At 66.0% G+C, this 12,885-nt stretch carries 15 protein-coding genes; 8 read left to right on the top strand and 7 right to left on the bottom strand.

What is annotated here, in order from left to right; all coding sequences use genetic code 11:
* Positions 1 to 80 precede the first annotated feature (80 nt).
* Positions 81 to 470 (top strand): RidA family protein, encoded by a 390-nt coding sequence (locus tag P7D22_RS02235; RefSeq protein WP_319932573.1) that lies wholly within the window; start codon positions 81 to 83, stop codon positions 468 to 470.
* An 11-nt stretch (positions 471 to 481) separates the two neighbouring features.
* Complete coding sequence (locus P7D22_RS02230; RefSeq protein WP_319932572.1) at positions 482 to 1,300, top strand: creatininase family protein; 819 nt, start codon at positions 482 to 484, stop codon at positions 1,298 to 1,300.
* On the opposite strand, the gene P7D22_RS02225 is transcribed toward P7D22_RS02230, so the two are convergent.
* Positions 1,290 to 1,415, bottom strand: coding sequence for a hypothetical protein (locus P7D22_RS02225; protein ID WP_319932571.1), 126 nt, complete (start codon positions 1,413 to 1,415; stop codon positions 1,290 to 1,292). The genes P7D22_RS02230 and P7D22_RS02225 overlap by 11 nt on opposite strands.
* An 80-nt stretch (positions 1,416 to 1,495) precedes the next feature.
* Here P7D22_RS02225 and P7D22_RS02220 point away from each other — a divergent pair, with 80 nt between their 5' ends.
* Positions 1,496 to 2,107, top strand: a complete 612-nt coding sequence (locus tag P7D22_RS02220; protein ID WP_319932664.1) for a D-glycero-alpha-D-manno-heptose-1,7-bisphosphate 7-phosphatase — start codon at positions 1,496 to 1,498, stop codon at positions 2,105 to 2,107.
* On the opposite strand, the gene P7D22_RS02215 is transcribed toward P7D22_RS02220, so the two are convergent.
* The 3 genes from P7D22_RS02215 to P7D22_RS02205 form a co-directional block, all read right to left on the bottom strand.
* Complete coding sequence (locus tag P7D22_RS02215; protein ID WP_319932570.1) at positions 2,083 to 3,240, bottom strand: AGE family epimerase/isomerase; 1,158 nt, start codon at positions 3,238 to 3,240, stop codon at positions 2,083 to 2,085. The two genes, P7D22_RS02220 and P7D22_RS02215, sit on opposite strands and share 25 nt — an antisense overlap.
* Positions 3,241 to 3,259: 19 nt before the next feature.
* Positions 3,260 to 5,713, bottom strand: coding sequence for a DNA topoisomerase (ATP-hydrolyzing) subunit B (gene gyrB / locus P7D22_RS02210; protein WP_319932569.1), 2,454 nt, complete (start codon positions 5,711 to 5,713; stop codon positions 3,260 to 3,262).
* A 195-nt stretch (positions 5,714 to 5,908) separates the two neighbouring features.
* On the bottom strand, positions 5,909 to 6,607 hold the full coding sequence (locus P7D22_RS02205) for a C13 family peptidase (RefSeq protein WP_319932568.1): 699 nt from the start codon (positions 6,605 to 6,607) through the stop codon (positions 5,909 to 5,911).
* A 218-nt stretch (positions 6,608 to 6,825) separates the two neighbouring features.
* Here P7D22_RS02205 and P7D22_RS02200 point away from each other — a divergent pair, with 218 nt between their 5' ends.
* The 5 genes from P7D22_RS02200 to P7D22_RS02180 all read left to right on the top strand — a co-directional run bounded on the left by P7D22_RS02200 (position 6,826) and on the right by P7D22_RS02180 (position 9,538).
* Positions 6,826 to 7,155, top strand: a complete 330-nt coding sequence (locus P7D22_RS02200) for an AtpZ/AtpI family protein (RefSeq protein WP_319932567.1) — start codon at positions 6,826 to 6,828, stop codon at positions 7,153 to 7,155.
* Positions 7,156 to 7,335: 180 nt separating this feature from the next.
* Positions 7,336 to 8,094 carry a F0F1 ATP synthase subunit A gene (locus P7D22_RS02195; protein WP_319932566.1) on the top strand — a complete coding sequence of 253 codons (759 nt, stop codon included), beginning with the start codon at positions 7,336 to 7,338 and terminating at the stop codon, positions 8,092 to 8,094.
* 50 nt (positions 8,095 to 8,144) lie between these two features.
* Positions 8,145 to 8,405 carry a F0F1 ATP synthase subunit C gene (locus P7D22_RS02190; RefSeq protein ID WP_442916009.1) on the top strand — a complete coding sequence of 87 codons (261 nt, stop codon included), beginning with the start codon at positions 8,145 to 8,147 and terminating at the stop codon, positions 8,403 to 8,405.
* Positions 8,406 to 8,480: 75 nt separating this feature from the next.
* Complete coding sequence (locus P7D22_RS02185; RefSeq protein ID WP_319932565.1) at positions 8,481 to 9,041, top strand: F0F1 ATP synthase subunit B; 561 nt, start codon at positions 8,481 to 8,483, stop codon at positions 9,039 to 9,041.
* Positions 9,042 to 9,052: 11 nt separating this feature from the next.
* On the top strand, positions 9,053 to 9,538 hold the full coding sequence (locus tag P7D22_RS02180; RefSeq protein WP_319932564.1) for a F0F1 ATP synthase subunit B family protein: 486 nt from the start codon (positions 9,053 to 9,055) through the stop codon (positions 9,536 to 9,538).
* A 16-nt stretch (positions 9,539 to 9,554) separates the two neighbouring features.
* On the opposite strand, the gene P7D22_RS02175 is transcribed toward P7D22_RS02180, so the two are convergent.
* The 3 genes from P7D22_RS02175 to P7D22_RS02165 are packed head-to-tail and all read right to left on the bottom strand — an operon-like array spanning position 9,555 to position 12,873.
* Positions 9,555 to 10,139 carry an NAD(P)H-dependent oxidoreductase gene (locus P7D22_RS02175; RefSeq protein ID WP_319932563.1) on the bottom strand — a complete coding sequence of 195 codons (585 nt, stop codon included), beginning with the start codon at positions 10,137 to 10,139 and terminating at the stop codon, positions 9,555 to 9,557.
* Positions 10,136 to 11,560, bottom strand: a complete 1,425-nt coding sequence (locus P7D22_RS02170) for an FAD-binding oxidoreductase (protein WP_319932562.1) — start codon at positions 11,558 to 11,560, stop codon at positions 10,136 to 10,138. The genes P7D22_RS02175 and P7D22_RS02170 overlap by 4 nt, the downstream gene beginning before the upstream one ends.
* Positions 11,557 to 12,873 (bottom strand): cytosine deaminase, encoded by a 1,317-nt coding sequence (locus P7D22_RS02165; RefSeq protein WP_319932561.1) that lies wholly within the window; start codon positions 12,871 to 12,873, stop codon positions 11,557 to 11,559. The genes P7D22_RS02170 and P7D22_RS02165 overlap by 4 nt, the downstream gene beginning before the upstream one ends.
* Between the last annotated feature and the right edge of the window lie 12 nt (positions 12,874 to 12,885).

Genomic DNA, 12,885 nt, shown 5'->3' with positions numbered 1-12,885 from the left:
GGCCCCGGGAACGAACCTGCTCCCCAGGCTTGGCGCCCCGCCGGCTTGCGGCTCCGCCCGGGCCGGCCTAGCGTGACGCCATGCTGAAAACGTTGAACCCACCGGGCCTCCACCCGCCCTTTGCCCGTTACGCGCATGGGATCGCGGTTCCGGCCGGCGCGCGGCTCGTGTTTTGCTCGGGGCAGCTGGGCATCTCCACCACGGCCGAGATCCCGCTCACGGTGGAGGAACAGACGGCGCTGTGCTTCGACGCCATCGGGGCCATCCTGGCTGAGGCCGGAATGCGGCTCGCCGATGTTGTCCGCATCAATGCCTTCGTGACGGGGCGCGAGCACCTGCAGGGCTATATGGCGGTGCGCGACCGCTATTTCGCCGACCATCCGCCGCCGGCCTCCACCCTGATGATCGTGTCGGGTTTTGCCCGCATGGAGTTCATGGTGGAGATCGAAGCCATGGCGGCGCGGGTTTGAAGGGCAGGGCGATGGTCGCGTCGAAGTTCTGGATGGATTGGGCTTGGCCCGATTTCGCTGCCGCCGACCTAGGCAACACGATTGCGGTGTTGCCGGTGGCGGCCGTCGAGCAGCACGGGCCGCATCTGCCGGTGGGGGTCGATACCTTCATCATGGAGGGGTATCTGCGCCGCGTCGCGGCCACCATGCCGGACGATTTGCCCGTGCTGTTCCTGCCGGTGCAGCCGATCGGCAAATCCAACGAGCATGTCGCCTTTCCGGGGACGCTGACCTTGTCGGCCGCCACCGTGATCCGGGCCTGGACCGAAATCGGCGAAAGCGTACATCGCGCCGGCATCCGCAAACTGCTGCTGCTCAACTCCCACGGCGGCAATGTCACCAGCCTCGATATCGTGGCGCGCGACCTGCGGGTCAGCCACGGTATGCTGGTCGCCACCGCGTCGTGGCATCGGTTCGGCTATCCGGAAACCGTCGCGGGCCCGGTCGAGCGGACGCATGGCATCCATGCCGGCGAGGTCGAGACGTCGTTGATGTTGGCATTCCGGCCGGATCTGGTTCGGCGCGACAAGTCCGAGGATTTTCGGCCCGACAGCATGGCGATCGAGCGGGAGTTCAAATGGTTGCGGGTAACGCAGCCGGTCGGGTTCGGCTGGACCGCACAGGACAATTCCCCAAGCGGCGCCATGGGCAATGCCGCCGCGGCAACTGTCGAAAAGGGCGAGCAGGCGGCCGACTACGGAGCGGCGGCCTTCGTCGAGCTGATCCGCGACATGGCGGCCTTCGACCTCGCCCGCCTGCGTCCAGGCCCGCTCGGCACCGCTACTTCGTGATGGACGGTACGCCGGCCGGCACCGGCAGGGTCGGGAACAACACGTGATCGAGCGCCCAGGCCAGCACGACGACGAGCAGCACGATCAGCAGGATAAACAGGAGTCTGCGATTCATCTTTATCCCTTCAGGCGAATGCAATCGACAGATAGCCGATTCTCTCCGAGGTGCCAGGATCGGGACGGCCAAGCGTGATCATGGCGGACGGATGCTGGGCCGACTACCGCGTGTCCACAGCCGCCGGCCGACCATGCCTGTTTCTCGACCGTGATGGCGTGCTGATCGAGGATACGGGGTATCCGCACCGGCCCGACGAGGTTCGTTTGATCCCCGAAAGCCTTGTGGCCGTGGCGGCCGCCTGCCGCGATGGTTGCACGGCCGGTATCGTCAGCAACCAGTCTGGGGTCGGCCGCGGTCTGTTCGGCTGGGACGCGTTTGCGGCCGTGCAGGCCGTGATCGATGCGGCCCTGGCGCGCCTTGGATGCCGCCTCGTCTTTGTGCTGGCCTGTCCGCACCATCCCGAGGCACCGCTTTCCGCCTATCGCCAGGACCATGTTTGGCGAAAGCCGCAGCCCGGTATGCTGCAGGCGGTGGCAGCCAGGCTGGCGATCGGGTTGCCCGAAGCCGTGATGGTCGGCGACCGAGGCTCCGACATGCAGGCGGCGGCGGCCGCAGGCGTGCCGCATCGGCTGCTGCTAAGACGGGACGACGAGACCGCATCGGCGTGCGCCGGGTGCGAGCCGGTGCGCCGTTCCGATTTGCCACGCCGGTTGGACGCGTTGGTTCAAGCCGCCTCAAGCCGGGGCTGAAGCCGCAGCAGTTCCGCGAAGGCGAGCTGGATGTGGTAGAGCGTCGTGGCCGGGATCTTGTCCACCATTGGTGCGCCGTCAGCGGCGAGATGATCGATCCAGGTGCCGGTCGGCTCGGCAGGGTGCAGGTAGCGGTCCAGCAGAACGTCGACACAGGCCGCAATGCGGGGCCGGGTGTCGTGGCCGAGATGCTCCAGCATGGCCAAGCAGGCTTTCAGCGCCTCGGTCTGGGCCCAAAGCCGATGATGTGGATCGAGAAGTCGGCCGTCAACATCCACCCTGTCGTAAACGAGCCCTGTCTCTGGGTGGACACCATGGCGTTGCGCCGAATCGAACAACAAGGTGGCCGGCCCCGCCACCGCCTTGCCCAGCACCGGCTCGGCGCGCAGCAGCAGCCACACCCATTCGAACTGGTGGCCTGGTTCCACCACCCGCCCTTCATCGCCCGGTAGCGGCTGCCAGGTTGCGTCGAAGAACTCCCGCAGCGCTCCGGTTTCGGGGTCGATCATGCGGTCGAGCGCGAGGTCGGCGACCCGGCGCGTCAAGGTCGCGAAGCGCGGGTCACCGGTCGCAAGCGCCAGTTCGACCGCCGCTTCCATCAGATGCATGTGGGGGTTTTGTTGGAGCGGCGTCGCGCAGCCCTCCTGGGCCAGCCAGCCCTGCTGGTCAGGTCGGCCAAGATGGCGATCCAACATCGCCACGATGCCGATCGCCGCTTCTACGAGCGCCGGCTCGGGCGTCAACCGGTAGCGCCACGCGTGCAGAAACAACACGAACGCCACCTCATAGGCGTCGAAGGTTTCGTCGAGCCTGCCGCCGTCCCGGCCCATGCGCCGCACCCAGCCGCCATCGGGCCGACGCCCGTGCGTCTGCAGAAACGCCCAGCCATGATCGGCGACCGCGCGTCCCGGCTCCCAGCCGAGAAGCGCCGCCTGGGTGAAGCAGAACGTCTGCCGCGTTTGGCTGCGCATACGCTTGAAGCCGACGCCCGCGTCGCGCCCTGTAAGGTCGAGGTGCTCGACGAAGCCGCCATGCAGCCGGTCGACGCCATGCTGGGCCCAGAATGGCCAAGCGGCATCGAACAACCATCGCCGTACCGCGTCGAAGCGGATGCGGGGAGCCGATCCGCTCACCACGGTTGAACGCGCCTGCTCAGACGTCGAGATTGGCGACGTTGAGGGCATTCTCCTGGATGAACTCGCGACGCGGCTCGACCACATCGCCCATCAGCTTGACGAACATGTCGTCTGCCTCATCGACCTCCTTGACCCTCACCTGCAGCAACGAGCGGGCGTTGCGGTCGAGCGTGGTTTCCCAAAGCTGTTCGGGATTCATCTCGCCGAGGCCCTTGTAGCGTTGCATCTGGCTGATGCCCTTGCCACCGGCCGCCATCACGGCCTCGATCAGCGCCGTTGGGCCGGCAATCGTGGTCTGGTCGGTCTTGCGCACGAAAGTGGCCGGCTTGGCATAGGTATCGTTCAGACCGACGCCATGTTCGGCCAACCGTCGTGCATCGGCGGACGCCAGCAGCCCGGCATCCAGCACCTGGGCTTCCGGCACGCCGCGGACCATGCGGCTCAACACGTAGCCGCCATTCTCGATGCGACCCTGCCAGGTGCGTTCGGTTTCGTCCGCCAGGGCATTCAGGCGCTCGGCCACCCGATGCGCCATGGCATCCGCGTCTTCGTCCGCGAAGCTGTGCAGCGGCACCAGCGCCCCCGCGATGGCGGCCTGTTCGACGACGCCCCGGTTGTAGCGCGAATGCAGCTGCGCCAGCACCGCCTGCACCAGCCGGGCTTCGTCGATGGCGCCACGCAGATCGGCGCCGGCCCGCTCTTCGCCCGTTGCCACCCGCAGCACGGCGCCGTCGAGCCCGTTGCCGATTAGGTAGTCCTCACGGGCCCGCTCGTCCTTCAGATATTGTTCGGACGAACCGCGGCGCACTTTGTAGAGCGGCGGTTGGGCGATGTAGATGTGTCCGCGATCAATGAGTTGCGTCATCTGCCTGAAGAAGAAGGTGAGCAGCAACGTGCGAATATGGGAGCCGTCGACGTCAGCGTCCGTCATGATGATGATCTTGTGGTAGCGCAACTTGTCCGGGTTGAAGTCATCCCGGCCGATGCCGGTGCCAAGCGCCGTGATCAGGGTGCCGATCTCCTGGCTCGACAGCATGCGATCGAAGCGGGCGCGCTCCACGTTCAGGATCTTGCCGCGCAGGGGCAGCACGGCCTGATATTCCCGGTTGCGGCCCTGCTTGGCGGAGCCGCCGGCTGAGTCGCCCTCCACCAGGAACAGCTCGGCCAGGGCCGGATCGCGCTCCTGGCAATCGGCGAGCTTGCCGGGCAGGTTGGCGACGTCGAGCGCGCCCTTGCGGCGCGTCAGCTCACGGGCCTTGCGGGCCGCCTCGCGGGCCGCAGACGCTTCCACCACCTTGGCGATCACGGTCTTGGCCTCGGCCGGGTGTTCCTCGAACCATTGGCCGAGGGTCTCGTTGACGATGCTTTCGACCACGGGGCGCACTTCGGACGAAACCAGCTTGTCCTTGGTTTGCGACGAGAACTTCGGGTCCGGCACCTTGACCGACAGCACGCAGCTCAAGCCCTCGCGGCAATCGTCGCCCGTGACGTCGACCTTCTCCTTCTTGCTCGTCCCGGAGCGATCGGCATAGCCGGTCACCTGCCGGGTCAACGCAGCCCGGAACCCGGCCATATGGGTGCCACCGTCGCGTTGCGGAATGTTGTTGGTGAAGGGCAGCACATTCTCGTGGTAGCTGTCGTTCCACCAGAGCGCGCATTCCACCGTCATGCCGTCCTTCTCGCCGCGCATCAGGATCGGCTTGTCGAGGAGCGGCGCCTTGGTGCGGTCGAGGTAGCGGACGAAGGCCTCGAGGCCGCCCTCGTAGAACAACTCCTCCTGCTTCGGTTCCGCCGAGCGACGGTCGGTCAGGATGATGCGGACGCCGGAATTCAGGAAGGCGAGTTCGCGCAACCGGTGCTCGATGGTGCCGTAGTCGAAATCGATCATCGTAAAAGTTTCGGGCGATGGCCAGAACGTCACCGCCGTGCCGCGCTTGGGTTGGCCGTCGATCTCGCCGGCCGGTCCCACCACCCGGAGCGGCGCCACGGCGTCGCCATGCGCGAACTCGACCTCGTGTTCGTTGCCATCCCGCCAGATACGCAGCGTCAGCTTGGTCGAAAGGGCATTCACCACCGAAACGCCGACACCGTGCAGGCCGCCCGACACCTTGTAGGAGTTCTGGTCGAATTTACCGCCGGCGTGCAGCTGGGTCATGATGACCTCGGCGGCCGAGACGCCTTCTTCCTTGTGGATGCCGGTCGGAATGCCGCGGCCGTTGTCGGTCACCGAAACGGAGCCATCGGCATTCAACGTCACCGTTACCAGCGTGGCATGACCGCCGAGTGCTTCGTCGATGGCGTTGTCGACCACCTCATACACCATGTGGTGCAGGCCCGACCCGTCGTCGGTGTCGCCGATATACATGCCGGGGCGCTTGCGAACAGCGTCGAGGCCGCGCAGGACCTTGATCGAATCGGCGCTATAAGCATTGGGAGCGGGCGCTTCCGACGGCGAAGGCGTTTCAGCCATATTGTCGATGGTCTTTCCTGTTCGGGCGGTTGCCGACGCGGGCGGGACCGCAAGAGCGTGGGCGTGTCCTGCCGCAACGCTTTCGTTCATCTAGCATAGATGGGGTCTGGAACGCCATTCTACGAGGCGACCGGCGAAAGGCTCAAGCTGACAGAACGTTAGGCCTGAACGCGTCGCCATCCATGCAACGCAGAGTCACTCGCCGTCCAGCAAGGGCAATACGGCAGCCCCGCCGGCGATCTGCGGATTGGAAGGATCGAAGCCCTGCGCTTCTTCCCGACTGCGGATGAGAGCCTTGGCGGCCTCGAAGCGCTCCGGCAGGGGCCCGGCTTGCCGCAGAGCCGTGTTGAAGAAGGCATCGCCGAAATAAGTCCAGGTCCGTCCTTCCTCGCAGCCGAAGGAGGGATGGGTCGCATCGGCCGCGGTCAGCACAAGCGTCGTATCGTTCGCCAGCGTCGTGAAGATCCCGGCGTAACAGGCGGAGACGATGAGGACTTTATGCCGATAGGCGCTGTGCCGAAGAATGGCCCCGAGCGCCTCGGGAGCCAGCAGGCCGGCGATGCGGCCGCCCTTCTCGGCGATGCCTTGCGGCGCGCCATGCGACGACAGAATCAGAAACAGCACGTCATGCGCCGTGTCCATGCCGCGCTCGGCCCGGGCCATCGCCTGCACCATGCCGCGCGGACCGGCCGCGAAAGACTTCCTGGTGTTGGCGCGGACGATCACCGGGCCACCATGGCCATAACGATCAGCCACCACCCGGGCGGCACCGTTGGCCTCGGAGCGGAACACGCTGCCGTCGCTCCAAAGCGCAAGCGACACGACGGCCGACCGCAGGCCTTCGGCCCAAGCGGGCGAGGCCGGCCCAGCCACCAGCCCGATGAGCAACAGCACCGCGAAACGCCTTGGGCGGCATGTCAACATGAGGGCCTCGAAAGCAAGGGGCTGCGGACTTTGCGGAGCCCTGCTCGGACAGCACTGCGCTTGACAGGCCGAAACAGGGCTTCCTAACGTCACCCCAGACCACGGGATGCATCCCGGACGGGCATCGTCGCCAGTGCCGCACAGCGATTGTGGAGGCTGCGAAGCCGGCACGCAAGCGGGAGGCGCGGATGAGCGACGACAACCACGACGACATGCGCGACCGGCTCGCCAAGCTGTCGAACGAACTCGAGGCGCGTAATGCCATCCCGTCGGCACCCGCCGCTACGCCGCTGTCCGGCCCGAACAGCCTCGGTGGCGCCATGAGCACCGGCTTTCGGGTAATGTCGGAATTCGTTGCGGCGGTCGCGGTCGGTGGGTTGATCGGCTGGCAATGCGACAAGTGGTTCGGCACGTCGCCGATTCTGCTGATCTTGTTGCTGATGCTTGGAACCGCGGCAGGGTTCTGGACGGTGTACCGCATCGCCACCAAGCCGACCCAGGGTCTCGGCCCCCGCTGACGGCCGCCCACAGAAACTTGGCAGCGCCGCGTTACCGGGCTGCTTTTCCGGTTCACAGGCCGAAACAAAGCCGGTAAGAGCCGATCCAAGACCCGCCGTGGCCACGGAAGCGGCACGCCTGTGCCGCATTTCGAGCCAGCGCGCCCCAGAGCGGGGCGGTAGGGAGATGAGGAAATCGGCGTGCCGGAAAACGCAATCGACCCGATCCATCAGTTCAACGTCGAGCGGATCTTCAACCTTCATCCGTTCGGTTACGATGCGTCCTTCACCAATGCGTCGCTGCTGATGGTGATCATCCTCGGGCTTGCGTCCTTGTTGATGATCTATGGCACGTCGCGCCGCTCGCTCGTGCCGGGCCGCCTGCAGTCCGCTGCCGAGATGACCTACGAATTCGTCGCCGACACGGTGCGCGGCACGGCGGGTCAGGACGGCATGCGGTTCATGCCGCTCGTGTTCAGCCTCTTCATGTTCGTGTTCTTCGCCAACGTGCTGGGCCTCTTGCCCTTCAGTTACACGGTGACCAGCCAGATCGTGGTGACCTTTGCGCTGGCGGCGCTCGTCATCGCGGTGGTGATCATCTACGGCATCGCAAAGCACGGCGCGGGCTTTCTGCATCTCTTTGCGCCGTCGGGCGTATCGCCTTTGATCCTGCCGTTCATCATCTTGATCGAGGTGATCTCCTTCGTGGCACGGCCGATTTCGTTGTCGGTTCGATTGTTTGCCAACATGCTGGCGGGCCACATCACTCTAAAAGTCTTCGGCGGCTTCATCGTTCTGCTGCTTGGCGGCGGTGTCGCGACGGCTTTGCTGGCGCCTTTGCCATTCATCGGCATCGTCATCCTGACGGCCTTCGAACTGCTGGTCGCCGTGCTGCAGGCCTATGTGTTCGCCATCCTCACTTGCGTCTACCTCAATGACGCAATCCATCCGGGCCACTGATAAAGATCTCAACAACAAACGTCGGCCCCCTTCACTTCAGGAGTTTATCAATGGATCCCCAAGCTGCTCGTGAGATGGCCGCGGCCTACATGGACGCTGCCAAGTTCATCGGCGCCGGCCTCGCGGCCATCGGCATGGGTGCGGCCGCCATCGGCGTCGGCACCATCTTCGGCAACTTCCTCACCGGCGCTCTGCGCAACCCGTCGGCCGCCGACGGCCAGTTCGGTCGCGCCTTCATCGGCGCGGCCCTGGCGGAAGGCCTCGGGATCTTCGCGTTCCTCGTGGCGATCCTGCTGCTCTTCGTGAAGTGATTCGGCCGGCAGCCGGATGCGTTCCGCGTCCGGCTGCCTCCTTTCGAACTCCTGTGTTGATTGTGTTCCCGCCTTATGGCCACTCCCGAACAAGCAGCGGAAGCCGCCGTCGTGAAAACCGAGATCGCTGGCGACGCCACCCATCAGGCGGGCGTATTTCCGCCCTTCGACTCGCACGCCTTCCTGCCTCAGATCATCTGGCTGGTGCTCATCTTCGGGGCGCTCTATTGGCTGATGTCCCGCGTGGCCTTGCCGCGCGTCGAGGGCATCCTCGAAGCCCGTAAGCATCGGCTGGCGAAGGATCTCGGTGAAGCCGCGGCCATGCAGGCGCAAGCCAAGGCGGCGGGTGAAACCTACGACAAGACCCTGGCCGACGCGCGGGTTCGGTCGCAGACCCTCGCTCAGGAACAGCATGATAAGCTTCATGCGACGTCCGAGGCGAAGCGGCACGCGGTCGAGGCCGACCTGAATGCCAAGCTGGCGACGGCCGAAGCGCAGATCCAGGAAACCCGGACCCGTGCCATGAGCAACGTCGCCACCATCGCCGAGGACGCCGCCGCTGCGATCGTCGATCACCTGACCGGCCGCGCGCCAGACCGCCAACAGGTCAGCGCCGCCGTCGCCAAGGCAAGCTGAGGACCAGGACCATGCATTTCGACGCAGAATTCTGGGTTGCCCTCGGCTTTGTCGTCTTTCTGATCCTGCTGGCTTATGTGGGCGTCCATAGCCGGCTGACCACGACGCTCGACGATCGCTCGAAGCGGGTGTCGAACGAGCTCGCCGAGGCCAAACGCCTGCGCGATGAGGCCGCCGCCGTGCTGGACAGCTTCAAGCGCAAGGCGGCCGAAGCCGAGCACGAAGCTGCTGCGATCGTGGCGCAGGCCAGGCTCGATGCCGAAGCCATGGCCAAAGATGCCGAAGTGCGCATGGCGGATTTCGTGACGCGTCGTACCAAGCAGGCCGAGCAGAAGATTGCCCTTGCGGAAACGCAGGCGGCCGCCGACGTCCGGGCTGCCGCGGCCGATGCCGCCGTCAAGGCGGCGCGCACGGTGCTGCGGGACGATCCGCAGGGCAGCGGGGCCTCGGCTCTGCTGCAGCGCGAGATCGACGGCCTCAAGGCGCGCGTTCACTGACGGCAGGCTGGCCCGGCTACCAGCGGGTCAGCTCCGCCTCCACCTTGCGGATGAAGACCGCGCGGCTCTCCGGGGTCGTGCGGTTCATGTCGTGGCAAGCGAGGTAGCTACAGGGGCAGGCGCGTCCGACATAGCCCCGCATGCCGCGCTGCATAAACCGTTTTGGCGGATTGCCCATTAGGGTGGCGACGAGCGACGACGCACCATAGGTGCAAACCGCGCCATAGCGGACCAGATGATCGAGCTTCGGTGCCAATCGGCCCGACTCGTCGATCGCAAAGGCCACACCGGGAACGAACAGCCGGTCGAGAAATCCCTTCAAGATCGCCGGCATGCCGAAATTCCAGACGGGATGCACGAACAGGAGCGCCTGCGCGTCGCGGATCCGGCCAAGGTAGCCGTCGATCTCGGCGCGATCGGACGCCACATCGTGGTAGGCGAGGCGCTCCGCCCGCCGCATGACCGGATCGAAGCCTTCGGCGTAAAGATCGCAGTCGTCCACGTCGTGACCGGCCCGCCGCAGCACCGACACGCTGTGGTGATGTAGCGAGGCCACGAAGCTGGTCTCGACCGGATGTGCCGAGACGACCAGGATTCTCACGCTCGGCTGGGCTCGAGGCTGGGATACAGGTAAGTTTTACCCGAGGCGAAATCGAAGTCGGGATTGTCCCACGCCACCATCTTGCCCGGATTCAGCAGCCCCTGCGGGTCCGCTTCGCGCTTGAAGGCGAGTTGCACGTCGTCGGTCTGCTTCATGCCGCCTTCCTCGAGCGTGTAACGATGCGGATTGAAGATCGGCGCACCCATATCCTCATGGATGCGGATGATGGCGTTGAGACGTGCCGCATCGGTGAAGCGAATGAGCGGCAGGCCGAAGCAGGTGATGCGGCCATCGAAGCGCACGAATTCCAAATGGCCCATCACCTCGTCGTCTGGGAAGCGCTTGTGGATGGCATCAACAAGCGCAAGCTGGTCCGGGAACGGGTAGAGCACCTGCAGGTAGGTGATGGCGGGATCGACCCGCAGGGCCCGCAGCGTCGTGTGGTTCCAAGATAGTTCCACGTTGCTGGGCAGGCCGGCGCGGTCGACGGTCGGGACGGCACCCGCATCGAACAGGATCTCGGCGCCACCGAAACGCTTGCAGAACAGCGCGAAGGCATCACGGGCGTGCGGCGCCAGCATCACCAGCACGACCGAAGCACCGTCGGGCACCAGAGCGCGATGGCGCAGGAAGTAGCGTTGTGGCACCGGCGCCGCGATGGGGGTGATCAGCTTGGTCAGGATGCCGTCCTGTTCGCCGAGCGCATTGCCGAAGCGAGCCGCCGCCGCGAAGTCCCGAAAGCCGACGATGATGTCGACCCAATCATAGGCGGCCGTCAGCGGCATCTCGACCTCGGTGATGATGCCGTTGGTGCCATAGGCATGCATCACCTTGGCGAGGTCGGCACCCGTGAGACGCAGCACGCGCGGGCTCGCCTCCATGGTGACGACCTCGACCGACAACACGTTGCCGAGGTCGCGCAGGCCGCCCCAGTTGATCGAGCCGACGCCGCCCGAGCCGCCCGCCAGAAAGCCACCGATCGATGCGGTCGCGTAAGTGGAAGGATGCATCCGCAATTCCTGGCCGGAATGCGCCCGGGTGGCGGCATCGATCTCGGCCATGATGGCACCGGGCCCGCAGACCACCCGCCCGGGACCGATCTGCGTGATGTCCCGCATCTCGGCCATGTTCAGCACGACGCCGCCCGACAGCGGCATGGCCTGGCCGTAGTTGCCGGTGCCGGAACCGCGCGGCGTGACCGGGATACCGAGGCGGTGGCAGGCCTCGACGATGCGCACCACTTCGGCCGTGTTGCGCGGCGTCACCACAAGGTCGCCCACCACCGCGTCGAGCTGGCTTTTCAGGATCGGGGAATACCAGAAGAAGTCGCGGCTCTTCTGCTTCACCAGGGCCGGATTGTCCTCGAGCCGCAGCCCTTCGAGCGCAGCCTTCAGGCCGACGATGTCGTAGGGTCGGCTCATGGCCGCAGTCCTTCCAGTTGGTCGAGCCGCTCGTAGCCGGGCAAGGTGGCGTCGATTGCCACGCCGCCGCGAATGACGGTGCGGGGCAGGGCCGGGCGGGCCATGAATTCCGAAAGCGAGCGCGCCGGCACGACGAGGAAATCGGCCGGTGATCCGGCCCGCAGCCGTGCGTCGGGCAAGCCGAGCGCCTCGGCCGGCGTGGTGAAGACGGTACCGGCCCAGACGCCGAACGGGTGGTCGAACTGCGCAATCCGGGTCCCCAAACGCCACACCTCGGCCATGTCGAGGTCGCCATAGGCGTAGAAGGGATCGCGCGTGTTGTCGCTGGCGATCAGCACCGGCACGCCGGCCGCCTTGAGTTCGTGCAGGGCCGTGATGCCACGCCAATGCGGCGTGCGACCCGGGTAGCGATCCTGCAGGTACATGTTGCAGAGTGGCAGCGACACGATGCTGATGCCGGCCCGGGCTACGAGGTCGATCGTGCGCTTGCGCTCTTCGTCGGGAAACAGGCTCAAGCTGCAGCAATGGCCGACCAGGATAGGGCCATCGAAGCGGTGGTCGAGCGCCGTCTGGGCGATCGCGGCCAGGGTATTGACGCCGGGGTCGTCGGTCTCGTCGGCGTGGAAATCGAGGCGCCAACCCTTGTCGCCGGCGAGGCGGAACAGCCGGTCGAGCCCCGGCTGCAAGGCCGGCCCGGGGAATGTCACGGCGCCGAGGCAATCGCCAAACGTCGAGACCATCTCGCCGACCGACCGCATGTGCACATCGTCGAGCGCTAGATCGATGGGAAACAGCGGGCTTGCCTGCAGTTCGACCTTGCCGCGCCATGCGTCCCTGGCGGCCCCGAAGGCCTCGTAGGAGATGCGGGTCTGCTGGTCCTTGCAGTCGAGATGGGTGCGGATGGCGTGCGTGCCGTGTGCATAGGCACTCGCGAGCGCGAAGTGCATGCGGGCGCTGACATCGGAAGCCGTCCAATGCGCCTCACGGTCTCGCGGCACCGCCTCGAGCGCCCCCGCGAAAGTGCCGCTCAGATTGGGCGCGCGGGGCGCGATGTGGCCCTTGTCGAGATGGGTGTGGGCATCGACGAACGCCGGAAGCAGCAGTCCAGGCTCGTGAAAGATCGCCGCTTCGGGCCGATCCCAGCTTGCCGGTCGCAGCGTCGCGATGGTGTCGTCCACCACCTCGAGGTCGACCCGCGTCAAGCCTTCGGCGTCGCTGACGGCGTCGGGAACCGCGATCAGGCAGGCCGGCACCCGGATGTCCTTCAGCCACCAATGGCGCAGGTGCCTTGGCGGGCGGATGGCTTCGATCATGCCGCGTGGTTC

Origin of the sequence: Lichenihabitans sp. Uapishka_5 (assembly GCF_033947565.1) — a bacterium.
In the GTDB taxonomy this organism is placed as follows: Bacteria; Pseudomonadota; Alphaproteobacteria; order Rhizobiales; family Beijerinckiaceae; genus Lichenihabitans.
This window is presented reverse-complemented; position numbering and strand designations above follow the sequence as displayed.

Bases quoted from the DNA above. Each gene is read 5' to 3' on its own strand.
- P7D22_RS02235 (WP_319932573.1), top strand. From the start codon at position 81: ATGCTGAAAACGTTGAACCCACCGGGCCTCCACCCGCCCTTTGCCCGT.
- P7D22_RS02225 (WP_319932571.1), bottom strand. From the start codon at position 1,415: ATGAATCGCAGACTCCTGTTTATCCTGCTGATCGTGCTGCTCGTCGTC.
- P7D22_RS02190 (WP_442916009.1), top strand. From the start codon at position 8,145: ATGGATCCCCAAGCTGCTCGTGAGATGGCCGCGGCCTACATGGACGCT.
- gyrB (WP_319932569.1), bottom strand. From the start codon at position 5,713: ATGGCTGAAACGCCTTCGCCGTCGGAAGCGCCCGCTCCCAATGCTTAT.
- P7D22_RS02180 (WP_319932564.1), top strand. From the start codon at position 9,053: ATGCATTTCGACGCAGAATTCTGGGTTGCCCTCGGCTTTGTCGTCTTT.
- P7D22_RS02170 (WP_319932562.1), bottom strand. From the start codon at position 11,560: ATGAGCCGACCCTACGACATCGTCGGCCTGAAGGCTGCGCTCGAAGGG.
- P7D22_RS02220 (WP_319932664.1), top strand. From the start codon at position 1,496: ATGGCGGACGGATGCTGGGCCGACTACCGCGTGTCCACAGCCGCCGGC.
- P7D22_RS02200 (WP_319932567.1), top strand. From the start codon at position 6,826: ATGAGCGACGACAACCACGACGACATGCGCGACCGGCTCGCCAAGCTG.
- P7D22_RS02165 (WP_319932561.1), bottom strand. From the start codon at position 12,873: ATGATCGAAGCCATCCGCCCGCCAAGGCACCTGCGCCATTGGTGGCTG.
- P7D22_RS02185 (WP_319932565.1), top strand. From the start codon at position 8,481: ATGGCCACTCCCGAACAAGCAGCGGAAGCCGCCGTCGTGAAAACCGAG.
- P7D22_RS02230 (WP_319932572.1), top strand. From the start codon at position 482: ATGGTCGCGTCGAAGTTCTGGATGGATTGGGCTTGGCCCGATTTCGCT.